This is a genomic window from Pseudomonas sp. B21-015 (assembly GCF_024749285.1).
GTDB lineage: Bacteria > Pseudomonadota > Gammaproteobacteria > Pseudomonadales > Pseudomonadaceae > Aquipseudomonas.
The window spans coordinates 2,016,766-2,030,717 of the sequence record NZ_CP087196.1 but is presented as its reverse complement, the minus strand read 5'-3'; the positions used below and the strand labels follow the sequence as shown (position 1 = coordinate 2,030,717).

Annotated in this window: 18 protein-coding genes; 3 read left to right on the top strand and 15 right to left on the bottom strand. The window is 56.7% G+C overall.

Annotated elements, in window-relative coordinates:
• Positions 1–5: 5 nt before the first annotated feature.
• Genes LOY38_RS09370 through LOY38_RS09355 form a run of 4 tightly spaced genes read right to left on the bottom strand, consistent with a single transcriptional unit; the run spans position 6 to position 3,222 of the window.
• Positions 6–1,166 carry a phage tail protein gene (locus LOY38_RS09370; RefSeq protein ID WP_258699779.1) on the bottom strand — a complete coding sequence of 387 codons (1,161 nt, stop codon included), beginning with the start codon at positions 1,164–1,166 and terminating at the stop codon, positions 6–8.
• Positions 1,166–1,747, bottom strand: a complete 582-nt coding sequence (locus tag LOY38_RS09365; RefSeq protein WP_258699778.1) for a phage tail protein — start codon at positions 1,745–1,747, stop codon at positions 1,166–1,168. The genes LOY38_RS09370 and LOY38_RS09365 overlap by 1 nt, the downstream gene beginning before the upstream one ends.
• Positions 1,740–2,861 (bottom strand): baseplate J/gp47 family protein, encoded by a 1,122-nt coding sequence (locus LOY38_RS09360; protein ID WP_258699777.1) that lies wholly within the window; start codon positions 2,859–2,861, stop codon positions 1,740–1,742. Before LOY38_RS09360 ends, LOY38_RS09365 begins: the two co-directional genes overlap by 8 nt.
• A complete protein-coding gene (locus LOY38_RS09355) occupies positions 2,845–3,222 on the bottom strand; it encodes a GPW/gp25 family protein (protein ID WP_258699776.1) in 378 nt (125 codons plus the stop codon). Before LOY38_RS09355 ends, LOY38_RS09360 begins: the two co-directional genes overlap by 17 nt.
• An 88-nt stretch (positions 3,223–3,310) precedes the next feature.
• Here LOY38_RS09355 and LOY38_RS09350 point away from each other — a divergent pair, with 88 nt between their 5' ends.
• Entirely contained in the window at positions 3,311–4,075 is a 765-nt protein-coding gene (locus tag LOY38_RS09350) for an HNH endonuclease (RefSeq protein ID WP_258699775.1), read from the top strand.
• A gap of 7 nt (positions 4,076–4,082) precedes the next feature.
• On the opposite strand, the gene LOY38_RS09345 is transcribed toward LOY38_RS09350, so the two are convergent.
• From LOY38_RS09345 to LOY38_RS09325, 5 genes are read right to left on the bottom strand one after another with little or no spacing between them, the layout of a single operon-like run.
• Complete coding sequence (locus LOY38_RS09345; protein ID WP_258700687.1) at positions 4,083–4,616, bottom strand: phage baseplate assembly protein V; 534 nt, start codon at positions 4,614–4,616, stop codon at positions 4,083–4,085.
• A gap of 18 nt (positions 4,617–4,634) precedes the next feature.
• Positions 4,635–5,747: a phage late control D family protein gene (locus tag LOY38_RS09340; protein WP_258699774.1), complete on the bottom strand. Its 1,113-nt coding sequence runs from the start codon at positions 5,745–5,747 to the stop codon at positions 4,635–4,637.
• Positions 5,735–5,941 carry a tail protein X gene (locus tag LOY38_RS09335; protein WP_258699773.1) on the bottom strand — a complete coding sequence of 69 codons (207 nt, stop codon included), beginning with the start codon at positions 5,939–5,941 and terminating at the stop codon, positions 5,735–5,737. Before LOY38_RS09335 ends, LOY38_RS09340 begins: the two co-directional genes overlap by 13 nt.
• Positions 5,941–6,822 carry a phage tail protein gene (locus LOY38_RS09330; protein ID WP_258699772.1) on the bottom strand — a complete coding sequence of 294 codons (882 nt, stop codon included), beginning with the start codon at positions 6,820–6,822 and terminating at the stop codon, positions 5,941–5,943. The genes LOY38_RS09335 and LOY38_RS09330 overlap by 1 nt, the downstream gene beginning before the upstream one ends.
• Positions 6,822–9,413, bottom strand: coding sequence for a phage tail tape measure protein (locus LOY38_RS09325; protein ID WP_258699771.1), 2,592 nt, complete (start codon positions 9,411–9,413; stop codon positions 6,822–6,824). The genes LOY38_RS09330 and LOY38_RS09325 overlap by 1 nt, the downstream gene beginning before the upstream one ends.
• 19 nt (positions 9,414–9,432) lie before the next feature.
• On the opposite strand from LOY38_RS09325, the gene LOY38_RS09320 reads away from it, so the two are divergent.
• Positions 9,433–9,693, top strand: coding sequence for a hypothetical protein (locus tag LOY38_RS09320; RefSeq protein WP_258699770.1), 261 nt, complete (start codon positions 9,433–9,435; stop codon positions 9,691–9,693).
• Between the two features lie 59 nt (positions 9,694–9,752).
• Here the strand turns inward: LOY38_RS09320 and LOY38_RS09315 are convergent, their stop codons facing one another.
• Positions 9,753–10,067, bottom strand: coding sequence for a phage tail assembly protein (locus LOY38_RS09315; protein ID WP_258699769.1), 315 nt, complete (start codon positions 10,065–10,067; stop codon positions 9,753–9,755).
• Positions 10,068–10,447: 380 nt separating this feature from the next.
• Here LOY38_RS09315 and LOY38_RS09310 point away from each other — a divergent pair, with 380 nt between their 5' ends.
• A complete protein-coding gene (locus tag LOY38_RS09310; RefSeq protein WP_258699768.1) occupies positions 10,448–10,798 on the top strand; it encodes a hypothetical protein in 351 nt (116 codons plus the stop codon).
• A 36-nt stretch (positions 10,799–10,834) separates the two neighbouring features.
• On the opposite strand, the gene LOY38_RS09305 is transcribed toward LOY38_RS09310, so the two are convergent.
• From LOY38_RS09305 to LOY38_RS09285, 5 genes are read right to left on the bottom strand one after another with little or no spacing between them, the layout of a single operon-like run.
• Positions 10,835–11,359: a phage major tail tube protein gene (locus LOY38_RS09305; RefSeq protein WP_258699767.1), complete on the bottom strand. Its 525-nt coding sequence runs from the start codon at positions 11,357–11,359 to the stop codon at positions 10,835–10,837.
• Complete coding sequence (locus LOY38_RS09300; protein WP_258699766.1) at positions 11,360–12,784, bottom strand: phage tail sheath subtilisin-like domain-containing protein; 1,425 nt, start codon at positions 12,782–12,784, stop codon at positions 11,360–11,362.
• A gap of 6 nt (positions 12,785–12,790) precedes the next feature.
• Complete coding sequence (locus tag LOY38_RS09295; protein ID WP_258699765.1) at positions 12,791–13,036, bottom strand: hypothetical protein; 246 nt, start codon at positions 13,034–13,036, stop codon at positions 12,791–12,793.
• Positions 13,033–13,521, bottom strand: a complete 489-nt coding sequence (locus LOY38_RS09290; protein WP_258699764.1) for a Gp37 family protein — start codon at positions 13,519–13,521, stop codon at positions 13,033–13,035. The genes LOY38_RS09295 and LOY38_RS09290 overlap by 4 nt, the downstream gene beginning before the upstream one ends.
• On the bottom strand, positions 13,521–13,952 hold the full coding sequence (locus LOY38_RS09285) for a gp436 family protein (protein WP_258699763.1): 432 nt from the start codon (positions 13,950–13,952) through the stop codon (positions 13,521–13,523). Before LOY38_RS09285 ends, LOY38_RS09290 begins: the two co-directional genes overlap by 1 nt.

Sequence of the window (13,952 nt, the reverse complement as noted above, 5' to 3'; positions counted from 1 at the left end):
ACACCTCAGATAAGTTTCAAACGACCTGGATAGGCAATGCTGCGTGGGCGAGTTTCAACGCCGCCATATAGTTCCGATCCAGGAAACCCGGAAATGTCGGAACGATTACCCCGAGCAATTTTCCCTGTGCCCAAACCGGTCGGGTTGCTTGGCGAGTCGATGTTATGGCTGTGAGCTCTGATCAGGTCGGTAGCCCATGAACCAGCCACACGACTGACATCGACCCCCCGGTTTTCATCAAGCACCCGAAAGAACTCGGCCCGAGCTTCAGGGCTGCGAAACGTCGAAACGCCGTCTCCAGATGTCCACCCACCCTCCATTCCGACCCGAGCCGCTTCGGTGGTCAGCATTCCCGACTGTTGCGCGTGATCCCAGAGCCACGGCCATTCGACGCGGTTGTACACCCAACTATTAATTGAACCCCATCCTCCGGGGAAAAATGCCGTTGTGGTTTCAAAAACGGGTCGACCTAGCGGTGTGCTATCGCAACGGGAAATGGGGAACCAGTTTCCTGCCCCGTCGCTGCGTAGATGCCAGTAATCCCCTGCGCCCATCAGTACAAAGAACGAATAACCTTCTGTCCGTAGATGGGTATGGAATTTGATTTTGTCAGTGCCTCCGGCCTTCACCACCAGGCGATTACCACTATTGTCGGCGCGGCGAACAATCACATCGCATACACCCAACGCAGAGTTAGCTGGTGGTAGTTGAATGGTTAACGGTGCTGCGCTTGAGTCGATCAGAACTAATCCCAGCTCGTCAGAAGTCAACGTTCTGGACGCTGAAACTGCGACAACAGGAGTATTGCTGCCTCCTGTTACTAGACCTTTTGCATTCACAGTCACCTTGTCAAAGGTACCAGCGACCACGCCGCTGTTTGCCAAGGCCAGGGTGATATCTATATCAGCACTCCCATCAAAATCGCCGCTGCCGGTAGCCGCGCCCTTGAATTTCACGGCGCGGGCGGTCTCTAGCCGAGCAGCCTTACCGATGGAGGTCGTGCCATCTATGATCTTGTCTATCACCCCCTTGAGCCACTTCGTTCGACTCGCCAGCTGCTTACCTTGCAGGTTGTCGATACCCTCAGGACCACCCAATACGGGGTCGGACGTCTCAAGCTGGTAGATGCCCTCTATCCATTCATTTAATTCGGGTAGATCGGCCATTAGCTGCTCCCATGGTTGAATTGGCCGTCACGACGTGCAAACCCGTTATGCCGGATGGCGACTGACTGATAGTCGAGTGACACCAAGCGGCATCGAGCCGGTGCGACGGAAAGTAGAAGGCGGCGCAAAAGCGCTGCCTGATCATTGGTGATGGCGCGCTTGAGAAAAACTCGATAGAGCGGCCAAGCGTTGGGGTCTCCATGAACGTGATTTCCGTCCCGAATGATCGAGCCGTCACGTACCTGGTTGTTCAGGCCCTCCTGGAGTACCACTTCTCCGAAGCCAAGTAGGCGAATGACCTCACGAATTGCCCAAGGCGTGCCCTTGTAGCGATGGAGTTGGGCTGAGTACTTGATCAGGTTGCGTTTGGCGTCCTCTGACTCAGCCAACAACCAAGCCGCCTCATCGAGGAGCGAAAATTGGTCAGCCAGGTTCGGCAGTAACTGGGGCTTCACCAGGTCGACCAGGTACACCAACATCGCGTTGATATCGAGACTGTCCAGGGTCTCGTTGAGCAGTTCGCACAGCAATGCGAAACGTTCGTCACCCGCCAGGGCTGGCGGTAGCTGTTGATCAGCCATAAGCCACACCCGCATCTTCCAGTTGGATTGAGGTGCAGTTGGCCCACTCATTTCCGATCAGCTCACGTAGGGCGCTCGGGAACTCCAGGTCAGCCCGATAGACGCCATTCACCTGCAGCAGCGCGGTCAGTTGCTCCTGGACCAGATCCCGACCGAGTCCCGCACGCCGTTCAACGGCGTAGGCCTCGGCTGCGGCCTCGACCGCTTTCATGGCTTCAGCACGATCTGCAGTGTCATAAAAGGTGATGCGTGCCTTGATCTGGTAGATGACTTCGGTGGGTGCATAGGCGTGAACGGTGTCGCACATTGGACGCAGCTTTTCACCGCTGACCCGGCTCTTGACCTGCTGGAGCAGGTCCTCCGAGGGCAATCCGGTGTTGGTAAGCGGGAACAGTGCTACGTGGCCATCCGGTTGCCCTTCGTCCGGTCCATGTACGGCGACATCAATGATCGACTGATGCACTGCCAGAGCATGGTAGCGATAGGCCCCACGGCTACCGGCATTGCTGAAGGCTTCAGGTGCCAGGATGATCCGCTCGCGATAGCGCTCGTCCTCTTCGTCCTCGGCGCCATCAGCGGTAATGCTGGTATTTGTCGCGGTTAGGCCAGCTGCTGGCGGATTACCAATGCTGCTGATCTGGCCAACAGCCCAGCCGTTGCCAAGCTCACCAGCAATCAGACAGGTAGCTGGGACGTTCATCTGGGTCTGGCCAGCCGGGATGATGGCGTCTTGGTCCGTGAGAAAAGTGAGCTTGGCGTCTTGGGTGCTGACCCGAGTTCCGGCCCGAATCAGTAATGGTTGCTGCACCACTATCGGCATGCTGAATCGAAGCGGGCAACGCGCTGGAACAGCCAACAGCCTAGGAGTGGCGACCAACTCACCGAGATAGTCGAGGATCGGCCCTTTCGCAAACCGGACCAACAGCTGCTCACCCGCGCTCTGAATACCCATCTGCAGACGGGTCACGGCGTAGGCGATCTGGTCGATATACAGCCGCTCAACTTGGGCTGGATAAAGGGTTTTGTTTGCCTTGGACTCGTACCGAGCAATCAAATCCGCCTCAGTGGCAGCCGGATCGATCTGGATGAATACCGGTTTAGGCAGCTCGCGCATAGGGCACCTCGGTCAACTGGGTGACACCATCCGCAACACGCCACTGCACGCGCAAAATGATGCGCGAGTCCTCAATGAGCACCAGCACCTGGACGACCGAGACTCGGGTTTCCCAGCGACGGATGGCGTCGACCGCTTCACGCACCAGGTGCGGGGTCACACGATTGACGGGCCAGTCGATGTACAAATGAATGTCGCTACCAAACTCCGGCCGATGGGCGTCGCTGCCTTTGGGTGTGGTCAGGACGATGCGGATGGCCTGGTCGATGTCGCGCAGACCCTCGACTACCTCGCCGGATGTACCGAGGGCGGGCTGCCAGTGGGCAGCGGTGATGCTGGTGTAGGGAGTGGGCGTCGTCATGCGCCCATGGTGATGATTTAGTCTAAGCTCGACTTTTAATCGAGTTTAAAGATGCACAGGCCGAACCTAACACTGGAGGAAATGAGAGATGGATAGGAAACCCAAAATAGACGTGCGTAGGCAACTTCGTAAAGAAGTCGGCTTTGGCTGCCCTATACTCGGTTGCGGGAGCCCTTTTCTAGAGTGGCACCACTTTGATCCCCCTTGGCGTGAACTGAATCACCATAACCCTGAAGGGATGATTGCTTTGTGTGTTGAGCATCATGCTCAGGCAGACGGGGGAGCCTTTACCGTTGACCAGCTCAAAAAATTAAAGAAGCCAAAGGAGGGAACAGGACACGTTGAGGGAAGGTTCAACTGGATGAGAAACGAGTTGTTGATGGTCGTTGGTGGCAGTTATTTTGTGGAAACCTATGAGGCAATACGTTACCAAGGTAATCCGCTGATTTGGCTTAGTCGCGACGATGAAGGATATCTTCTCCTTAACGTCGCCGAAACAACCGTCGACGGTGAGCCAAGATTTTCAATGGAAGAGAGTTTCTGGACAGTTCACGGCAACCAAGAGGATGTTGAATGTCCGCCCTCCGGTAAAATGCTCTCCGTGAAATACCCTAATGGCGACTCCTGCTCTGTGAAGTTCTTGGAGTTGACCAGCGAGGAAGCACTCAGAAAGCAATATGCGGAGGCTCCTGAAGAGCTATTTCAAATCAAAACACCACTTACTGCCGTGGAGGTTACCTTTCGGGCGAAGAGCATTGGACTTGATATCGGTCCGAAGAGAACGATAGTGGGGGGAAACTCCATGGAAGGATGTTTTGCCATTCGTTGTCGAACTGGTGTCGTGATCTCTTGATGCCCGTTCAATGAGAATGATGGTTTGAGTTGCCAAGAGCATCCATCACCGTCCCTGTTGCGTTCACATTTCCATTCACCTGCAGATTTCCATTCAATGTGACCTGTGGAACATCCAAAATTGCTGAAGGTGCCTTCACCGTCACCGGCTCACCCGCCTCAACCGTGATGTTCCGGCCACACTTCAAAAGCAGTGCCCCCACGCAGTCCAACGTCATCACCCCGGCCGCACGGTCGTAAGTCGAAACAGTCCCATCGCTGAACCGCACATAATCCGTATCCTCATCCACTACTGGCGGCGGCTCCGCTGATGAATAGACCCCACCCAGGTACACACCGCCAACGCCATCAGAATCGAGTAACACCGCGACTTGCTCCCCTAGCTCGGGCATCAACGGTCGCCGCTGGGTGCCCTGTGTGTTGCGCTGCGGGACGTTGAGCCAGTAGCTCTCGACGCCGTCCCGATCATCCAGCCTGACCCGAATGCGACAAGTCTGGTAATCCACCGCGCTGACGTCCCCGTACTCCAGCTCAACGCCCATATGCATTCATCTCCATTGTCAGGCCACCGCTTCATGCTGGATGCCGTAAGTCGACAGAGCCAGGTCTGGCTTGGTGTTTTCCAGGGTCATGGAGATCGAGGTCGCGGAGATGCGGCAGAGCGTTTTATCCACGATATAGCCGCCACTCCGGGTCATTCGATGTTGGGATGATGTGATCAAGTAGTTGCCGCCCAACTTGCCGGCCGCTGACAAAGTCACCACATTTCCGCTAACCAGGTTAGGCCGTCCCATGGCTGTCCAACTACCCTGGGTGCGCTCGCGATTGGCTTTGGCCAGCTCGGCCTTGGCTTTTGCTTTGGACTCCTCCGCCGATGCACTGCGTTTGCGTTTTTTCTTGGTGTCACCGCTGGTCGTGGCCTTACTGGCACTGCTGGGCACAGCAACGGTCTCGCCATTTTCAATCTTGTAGGCGACCAGTTTTTTCTTCGCTGGGTCTTTGTGCTTGACCTCGATGGCCTTTGGTACGTCCCTGATCTGATCGCGGAGCCTGACGTTCGATAGGTCCTGGAGCACGTGCGTGGCGACCGGAGCACCGTCGGCCAGTTCGCTGATGGCATGGAAGACCAACCGATTGCCGGTGACCTTGAACGCGTAGTCATACTCACCGGCAAGGTTGCGCAGGAAGGTCAGATCGGACTCTTGTTGCGTCAATCGATCCAGCTTGATCGGCTCGATGCTGCCGACCAACTCCAGCCCCTGTCGGGTGGCGATCTGTTTGGCTACCGCGTCGAGCGTGGTGTTTTCATAGGCGTGATGCTCAGTCGTGCGCAAGGCGGCGTTGATGCCGGTAGCGAGCGCACGGATATTGATTGTCGACGGCGGGCAGTTCAGTTCGATCTCGTCGATCTCAAAACGGCCAACGGTTCGTAGCGACATTCCCTCCCAGCCGATAGCCAAGGTCAATGAGTCGCCATGCCCTGGATACCAGGCATCGCGCCATTTGCCCTCGGTATCCTCCAGTTCGACATCCAGGCTGTCGGCCTCGCCGGTCAGAAAGTCCGAGTAAGTCAGTGAGAGCAAATGCTCGCTGATATTGCGGGTGATGTTGCGCTGTTGATAAGTCAGTACGAAGCGCGCTTCCGGTACCCGTGCTGGAGTCATCGCATCCATGGCGGCAAATCCTCCGTGGTAGCCACCGATTCCAGCATCGGGATGGCCAAGGTCAATCCTGCAGGCAACGCGGCGGTAATCGGCACATGCTTGTTGGCTTCAACGATGAGCAGATACCGATGGGCGTCACCGTAGTAACGCCAAGCCAACTGATCCCAGCGCTCGCCTTCGGTGGTGACATGGAGAATAAACATCAAGCCCTCCTGGTCAAGACTTGCGCGGCCAGGCCGGCCAAGCGGGTACCGGCGCCGTCCATCTTGGTGAGCGCCTGATCAAGGGAGTCCCGCGATGCAGAGAATCGGTCGACGATGTTGCCCAGGTCGACCGGGTTCAAACTGGCACGGGCTCCCATGACGTTACCCAGCACATCCTCGCCCAGGCGTGCCAGATCTGAGCCGTTGTCGAGCAACCCTGCGGCCGTGGCCAATCCTTGCAAGGGTTCGATGGCCCGCGCCGTTATGCCTAGCAACTGCGGAACCTGCCCCAGGATCATTGACGCATTGCCGCTTTTGATCGTCTCGTAGAGGTTTTGTCCGGCTTTCAGCATGTTGCCGGCTGTCTTGGCATGGCCGATGACCATCTGAGTCGTGCTAGGCGATGGGGTCAGCCGGGAAACAAGCCCAGGCGACCCCGAGGTGGCGGCTGGCGTGCCGCTAACGGCTGAGTCGAGTAAGCCCGGTCGTACAACTTTGCGCGTAAAGGTCCCCGTGTATTCAGCGAGGCTGACCTGTACGGTAGCCGCCTTGATCTGCCCAGTTGCGGTAGAGCGGCGAATGTTATTGCTGATGTCTTTGATGACGTAGGCGCCCAGGTACTCGCCGCTACCCATCACAAAGGCCAACGGTTCGTGCTTGCTTTTGGCCAGGCGCAGTGCCCGCAAACGCTCTTCGGGGTCACCCAATACTGGATGCAGTTCAATGGTCAGATTGCATTGATCCAACCCTTCACCGATCCACTCCAACAACGGTTTGCCCTGGATGCGCGCGTGTTCTACCCAGTCGGCCGAACCACTTTGTTCCATGCCGCTGATGCCGCCCGCGACGGTGAATTCGATATCGCCCAGGATCGCAAACATCAGATAGCCCCCTCATCGGAGGGGCCATAGCTACGACGACGCTTGTCGTGCATGTAGCGCTCCATCATTCGCATCCACTCCACGTAGCCAGCCTGCAATCCTTGTTGAACTTGCTGCTGTATGTCGGCCCCACCGGGTACGGTAATCTGAGGTGAAAAAGTGAAGCTTGGACCCGCGCCCATGCCTGGAGCCATTCCGCCAGCGGCGCCTCCGACACTCCCTATCGTGCTCGCCCTGGAGACATCAGCCGGGTTCGGTGGCGCCAGATCCACACCCGATTGTGCAGCCATACCGAGCGCTGCTTTGCGAACCAGGCCGGACTGCGCGCTGATACCGATGGCGGCGCCTTCGCTGATGTTGGCGCCGTACCCTATGAACACCCGGCTTGGCGACTGGATGCCAAGTGTCTCGGTGAACCAGCCTTTTACCGATGAGCCGATGCCTATCACGCTGTCCTTCAAAGCGCTGGCCATGTTGCTGATGCCGTTGACCAAGCCGGTGACAATCATGCCGCCGAACTCGCTGAATTTGCCCGGCAGCTCGACGCCGAAGTAACTCATCACGGCAGCGAACGCACGGTAGAACAGACCGACCGGTGAGAAGTTGGCCATCAATGCGACGATGCCTGAAAGCCCGCCACTAAAACCGGTCTTGATCTCTGTCCAAAGGCTGCTGAAGAATCCCTTGATGGGTTCCCAGTAGCGGTAGATCAGGTACGCCGCCAGTGCAATGCCGGTGATCAGCAAGCCAATAGGGTTCATCATCAAGGCCCTGCCGAGCCAGAGGACGGCCTGCCCGGCAAGTTTCAACCCGAATAGCAACGTGCTACCGAGGATCTTGCCCAGGAACAAGCCGCCTCGCGCCACCATCATCAACGGGGCGCCCAGGGCCATGGTTACACCGCGCAAGAACACGCCGCTGTACCTGGCAACAGTGAGTAAGCCAGCGCCGATGCGGGACAGACCAGAGATCAGTGGCGCGAACTTGCCCATCTGCCACAGCCCACGTAGCAACGTCCATTTTGAAGATAGTGTTGTGACGGTGGTGGTCAGGGCCACGAAGGGAGACATCACCAGGTTGATGCCGTAAGCGATGCCAATGAAGGCCAGCTTGCCAAGTAATAGGCCACCGACCATGCCCACGACACCCTTGATGATTCTGGGGTTTTCACCTGCCCAGGTGGCGAATGATTGCATCACTGGAATGACGGCTTGCGTTACGTCGACGAGCGCTGGGATAAGAAAACTACCAACTGTTAAACCAATATCGGCGAGGTTGGTATTCAGTAACTTTAACTGCTCTTTAGGACTCTCCATCCGCCTTTTCCAGTCCGTATCAAGCCCTCCTTTGTCAGCTGCGTCCATGCTGCCTTTTTGGATACTGGCAAGATCCTTTCTGTTCGCCATGGCCGGACGAACGAATGACAGCACTTGCTGATCCGCAAACAACTCGCCCAGCTTGTAGGCTTCATTCAAACGATTGAGGGCAATCTGGCGCTCCTCGTCGTCTTTGATGGCCATGGCTTTCTGGAACTTGCCTGCAGCTTCCGGCCCCTTGCTTCCTACATATTGGGTGATGACTTCCAGCATCGCCTGGACCGGGGTAAGACCTTTTCCAACGAGATTTTTCATCGACGTAGTGAGGTCGATCCCTGCGCCTTCAAAGGACTTCAGGGTGTCCTTCGCGGTAAGTTTGGATAGGAAATTTTTGAAGTTGTTAGCAGCTTCGTCGTTGCTGCCGGCACCACGGCGGGCGATCTGCAAAGATGCCCCGATCTCAGCGACGGCGCGCTCACCGGTGACACCCAAAGCTGCAAACTGAGGTGTTAACTGCGGCAACCATTTGGCCATGTCCGCCAATTCAAACTGGCCACTTTTGCCAGCGAACGCCAGCATGTTCATTGAGCGTTCAAGCCCAGCAGCGCCGATACCGAGGTTGTCATTCAGTGCGATGGCCACCGAACCGAGATCGTCCATGCTGGCCCGGGTAGCTGTAGCAGTTTTGGACATCACGGGAGCATAGGCGGCCAACTCCTTGGCACTGGAGATCCCGCCCGCAATCAGTACCGCGGTGCCTTTAGCCACATCCGCTTGGGTCTGATTCCACTTCAGCGCCGAGCCACGCATTACCTTGCTGAGCTGCTCTTCTTCAGCAGCATCAAAGCCACCCGTAATGGCGATGTCGTTTGTCTGGTCTTTGAAGTCGATAGCAGTGCGCATCGACTGGACAATTGGTGCGCCCAATACAGCTGTTGTACCGGCAGTTTCCATGGTCTGGCCACGCAACTCGCCACGTTTATTTTTGAGGGTTTCGCCCCTGGCGATACTGGTGTTGAGGCGCTCTTGCTTGACCTTGAGTTGATCAATCGTACGGCCGACCTGGTCGTACTGCCGACGCATGCGCTCGATGCCGGTACCACCGCGAGCTATGGACGTTGCAAGCTCGGTGCCGATGAGTTTCTGTTTGGCCGTCAATCCATCAGTGGCACGACCAAGCTGCTGCACGGTCGACTTGGCCGAACCGAATGCAGCACTCAGGCTGCCTGAAACAGCGGCTCCGATCTTTAGTCCAACCAGAACTTCATTAGCCATAATTTGCTACGCTGTGAGCATGTTTGAGATGACCGCTTTACGCACCGCTAAAACCCTCTATGCACTGACCATAGGCGTCGGTGTGATCTGGCTTGCCTGGCTCTGCCTGACGAACCTGCCAGTGTGGGCGGCGGTTTTGATGTTCTGCCTGGGCTTGCCGTTGCTGGCCCTAGCGGCCGCCCCTATTGCAGCGGGCGGCGCGTTGTTGGCGGGAGTGGTGGTCGGGCTAGTGGCAGTGATTAGCCATTCATCTGCTCGGCGAGTTCGATACGACGATTGATCTCGCGCTTACATGTCTCAACCCACCGCCAGTAGTCCACCATGTCCAGTCGGATGATCTCAGACGGCTGCATCCTCAGTACGAGCAACAGTGCCTCGTCCCAAGACTGCAGCAAGGTCTCCTCCATTGGACATTTCCCGCAACACCTCGGTGGCTGACTTAGAGTCAGCGATATCGAACTCACCGAGGTCCTCCAGGGTGATGCCCAGCATCTTGGCCACCAGCATGTCTTCCAGCGCGCCTTCGTCTTTGGTTACGGCCTGCGCGGCGCTGATGTCTTTGCGTTTGAGGCGCTTGATAGGCAGCTTCGAGATCATCTCGCCGCTGGCACTCTTGAAAGGGAATTTGAGGGTCAAGCTGATTGCTTCGGCCATCTTCGTTGCTCCAGGTTGTCGGTCTGATCGACTGCTATGAGAGAGCCCTGAGCATCGCATTCGGCCGTAGCGCTGGCTTTTAATCGGGTTTAAAGAGAGTATTTTGAGGTGGAATCGGGAGTACATCGATGGAAGAAGAAATTTCGATACAGCATGATGGTGTCGAATACACCGCTCAATATGCTGTGCATGGGGACACGTTAACTGTCTACTTGCCTAATGGTGAGACTCGGTCGACAGTCCTGAACGGGAAGCTGAATGCTTCCGAAAGCACAGCGATGGTTCACCTGAGGTCATATGTCAGGAGTATCTGTAGCCATTGATTACAGATACTCAATTGTTAATGCCTTCAAACAATCGATTCACAAGGATGAGCCAGTATGCAGATCACGAACTCAAAAAAATTCGATGACGTTGTTAGTGCAATTTTTGCCCGGTTATTGGAGTCGTTTCCAGAGCCGTTGGACTTAGCCTGGTCGGACCTCGGTCCTACTCAGGAAATCCCTCAGCCGGAACCCGAGACGATAGGCGGAGCGGGACAGATAACCGAACAGGAGCCGAGCACTGACGAGAAGTTTTTTGACCATTGCGTCACTTGGTTGTACACAGAGGAGTATCTGAGAGGAACGAACAAGAGGTTTGGTAGCTTTGGTAACGTGACGCTGACACAGAAAGCGTTCACCCTTATGAACGCGACCCCACGCTGCCTTACCTCTCTTTACTACCGCTAACAAAAAAAAGGCCGCTGAGATCAGCGGCCTTTTTTATTACGCTTGCCCAATGTTCTGCCTGTACTTAGCCAACTGATCCTCACCGCCGACGCGGAAAATGTTGGCCAGGTAATCCAGCAGAACCACCTCCTGTCCATCAATCACCTGCCGCACATACGTCGCTGAGAATGGCGTTTCGTACTTGGTCGGATCTCGCGGCTTGTGACTGCCCAGCTGATATTCCTTGCCGGTAATGGTCATCATGGTCACCAACGCGATTTCGTTCACCAAGCCGCCGTTGTTGAAGACCTGGACGTTGGAGCGGCATTGCAACTGAACGCTTTTGAATGGCGTGACCAGTTTGACGGCCGCGTCGTAGTACAGACTGTTCCAGGTGATTTTGCCTTCCAGCTTATCGACTCCATCAGGCAGTTCGATCAGGCCAACCATGCCCAATCCCTGGAAGTCACTGGTTACGGTTTTGATTGAGCCCAGATCGATCTCTTCGGCCCGGCCGAAGAAGCTTGCGCCATCCAGATAGATGGCGGCGTTGGCAATGCGGTGTGCACTAAAGCCTGCCATTTATGCGGCTCCCAGGTTAACCAGGTATTCCCCGGTGATTTCAGTTTCGAAGGTGCCTCGCTCAAATGGCAGCGGCACCGTCAGCTTGTAGTTGAACAGTGCATGGCCCTGTTCCAGCTCCGTCTGCGGGTTACGTGCAGGGTCGTACCAGCACTCGCCGCCGATTAACGCCCCGTCGCCGATCAGCTTGCGCAGGAACAGGTTGACGCTTTCCGTGATGCTGGTGATCAGCGAGCTGGTGAAGGGCATGTCGACGAATTGCAGCGAGCTGTAACGAATTGATTCGTCCACCACGTCCTTGGTGCGCCGCACGTTTTCAAAGTTGCGCATGTGCGTCACTGTCGGCCAGGCGGCGGTACGGTTGCCCCACAGGCGCAGCCCGGTACCGAAGGAGTTGAAGACGGTGGTGATGCCGTTTTCATTGAGCAGGTTGACCTCGCTACTCGCATCGTCCACGCGAGCGGTCAATGGCCGCTCCAGACCGATCACGCCCACCAGTTCCTGGTTGGAGCTACTCCACCAATAGCCCTTGTCGTTGTCGACTTTGGCCCGCAGACCTGCTGCTCGAATCGAGAGCGGTTGCAGCCGCTCGCCGTTGGTTGCTGCGTCATACACCTTCACGTGCGGATAGCACAGACGCACGCGGTCGCTGCTGGTGTTGAAGTTGATTGCGCCGGCTGGCCCGCGCCCTGCGATTACCTGTTGCACCGTGGTGCCGATGGGCGCATCAACGTATGTAACCGCACCGACCTGAGTAGCCGAGGCCGTTAAGTCGACACTCACAGAATTCAAAGTGCTGAAGCCTGGTGCGATGAAGATTTTCGGGAAAAAACCCAGCAGGTTGTAGCTGTCCTGGAAGGCTTTCAGACCAGTGCGACGTCCGGCGACGGTAACCCCACCAATTATGTCGGCTGGCGTGACTTTGCTCGGATCGGCATGGGTGTAGCTGGCTTTCACTTGGCCGTTTGCAGGAATGCTACCCATCGCCATGCGCTTCACACGACCGGTGAGCATGGTCACCGTGTAGTCAGTGTCGAGCACGTAAGAAGTCGCACTATCCGCAGACTTCAACTGCAGCTGTTGCAATGCGCCGTGCTCCAGCTGAAGCAGGTCGTTATCCCCGAACTGTTTCGCTTGATCAGCCACATTGGTGCGGTGGATGGCTGGATCGAGTACATTGACCACCAGCACTGTACCGGTGCCGAAGTCGTAAATACCTTCCAGCGCTTCGGGAATGCTGAAGCCAGTGAGATGTGAGCCGAACTGAGCCGCGTCCTTATCGTTTAAGCACAACGTCAGCTCATTCACCGGGCCAATAGGTGCGGTACCTACCAAAGCAATCACCGCCGATTTGACCACCCGAATGGCCCGAGGGCCGCGCTCGACCTCAGTGGTTTCAATACCGTGCAAATAGTTAGCTGCCATCGGGCGTCACTCCTGTTCAATTGTCTGAGGCGCGACTGGCGTCTTACCGGCGGATTTTGCGGTAGACGGCAATAAAACCAGGTGCTTGAGTTCCAACAACACCAGGGTGTACTCGTGATCGGCCGGCAGCTCGACGGGTTTACCGGGGAGCAGCTGCACTTCAAGCAATTCGTGGGGTTCGCCAACCCGCAGAGAGGCAGCGCTTCGCGGGCCGGTGTAGGTGTAGGTGTAGGTGTAGCCGGTGAGCTTCATGGGGTTTCCTCAAATTGGAGATTGGGCGGTAAAGGTGGACCGCTTGGGAGCGGGGCCTGTATCTGAGTGGCACGAAGTGCGAAGTCCTGGCCGTATTGCCAGAGGCCGGTCATTTGCCCGATAAACTGCTCTGCGACGGGACGGCAGGCCTGATCGCAATGTGGTGCAAACCAGCCAGTCAGGCATGCACGGATCTGATCGAGGTAGCTGATCACGCCATCCTTGCCATTGAGTTGGCGGAATACCAGGGTCAATCGGATAACGATGTTGCGCGCCTGGAACATCGAATCGCCGGCCTCTGAACCACCAAAGGTTGATTTTCCGTATGCCAGCAAGATCGAACCGCGTGGATGGTTGAGCCGGTACCCGGCTGGATTTTCGGGAAATAGCTCGACCATCAATTCCTTGCTGAAGTGTTCCTGCAAACGAGCACACGTTGCCTCCAGCAGTTGCTCGGTTTGGGTTTTAGGCAGGACGACGCTCATCAATAGCGCTCCCATGTATCAGCGCCAAACTGTTGAGAACGTGCCCGCACACGGATCTCTCCCGGCTCGGGCGCGGCGTGGCCTGTGGGCATGCCCAGAGTGACCACTCCGTCGCGAATGCTTTCCAGCAGCTTGATGGTGTCCTTACGGCTGTCCTTCACCGCATCAGGCAACGCGCCCTCGGGCCGGCGCTGATACAGCCAATGCCGCGCCAGATACACCACAGCATCCCGCAGCACGGTCGGCACCGGGTCGAGCGGCAGGTTGTACCGCCCGCGAAGGTAGCCATCCACCAACTCTTCTGCCTGCCGCACGCCGTCCTCAATAACGGTCTCGTTGGGCAGCCCGGCGGCGGGGTCATCGTTGGAGAGCTGGATCAGCGTCATCTCCGGGATGGCATTGCCGATATCAGCACGGGTGCAGTAGCGCAT

Coding starts and splice junctions, on each gene's coding strand:
- LOY38_RS09350 (WP_258699775.1), top strand. CDS start 3,311: ATGGATAGGAAACCCAAAATAGACGTGCGTAGGCAACTTCGTAAAGAA.
- LOY38_RS09370 (WP_258699779.1), bottom strand. CDS start 1,166: ATGGCCGATCTACCCGAATTAAATGAATGGATAGAGGGCATCTACCAG.
- LOY38_RS09355 (WP_258699776.1), bottom strand. CDS start 3,222: ATGACGACGCCCACTCCCTACACCAGCATCACCGCTGCCCACTGGCAG.
- LOY38_RS09300 (WP_258699766.1), bottom strand. CDS start 12,784: ATGGCAGCTAACTATTTGCACGGTATTGAAACCACTGAGGTCGAGCGC.
- LOY38_RS09325 (WP_258699771.1), bottom strand. CDS start 9,413: ATGGCTAATGAAGTTCTGGTTGGACTAAAGATCGGAGCCGCTGTTTCA.
- LOY38_RS09330 (WP_258699772.1), bottom strand. CDS start 6,822: ATGTTTGCGATCCTGGGCGATATCGAATTCACCGTCGCGGGCGGCATC.
- LOY38_RS09295 (WP_258699765.1), bottom strand. CDS start 13,036: ATGAAGCTCACCGGCTACACCTACACCTACACCTACACCGGCCCGCGA.
- LOY38_RS09335 (WP_258699773.1), bottom strand. CDS start 5,941: ATGTTTATTCTCCATGTCACCACCGAAGGCGAGCGCTGGGATCAGTTG.
- LOY38_RS09365 (WP_258699778.1), bottom strand. CDS start 1,747: ATGGCTGATCAACAGCTACCGCCAGCCCTGGCGGGTGACGAACGTTTC.
- LOY38_RS09345 (WP_258700687.1), bottom strand. CDS start 4,616: ATGGGCGTTGAGCTGGAGTACGGGGACGTCAGCGCGGTGGATTACCAG.
- LOY38_RS09315 (WP_258699769.1), bottom strand. CDS start 10,067: ATGGCCGAAGCAATCAGCTTGACCCTCAAATTCCCTTTCAAGAGTGCC.
- LOY38_RS09285 (WP_258699763.1), bottom strand. CDS start 13,952: ATGCGCTACTGCACCCGTGCTGATATCGGCAATGCCATCCCGGAGATG.
- LOY38_RS09340 (WP_258699774.1), bottom strand. CDS start 5,747: ATGGATGCGATGACTCCAGCACGGGTACCGGAAGCGCGCTTCGTACTG.
- LOY38_RS09305 (WP_258699767.1), bottom strand. CDS start 11,359: ATGGCAGGCTTTAGTGCACACCGCATTGCCAACGCCGCCATCTATCTG.
- LOY38_RS09320 (WP_258699770.1), top strand. CDS start 9,433: ATGTTTGAGATGACCGCTTTACGCACCGCTAAAACCCTCTATGCACTG.
- LOY38_RS09360 (WP_258699777.1), bottom strand. CDS start 2,861: ATGCGCGAGCTGCCTAAACCGGTATTCATCCAGATCGATCCGGCTGCC.
- LOY38_RS09310 (WP_258699768.1), top strand. CDS start 10,448: ATGCAGATCACGAACTCAAAAAAATTCGATGACGTTGTTAGTGCAATT.
- LOY38_RS09290 (WP_258699764.1), bottom strand. CDS start 13,521: ATGAGCGTCGTCCTGCCTAAAACCCAAACCGAGCAACTGCTGGAGGCA.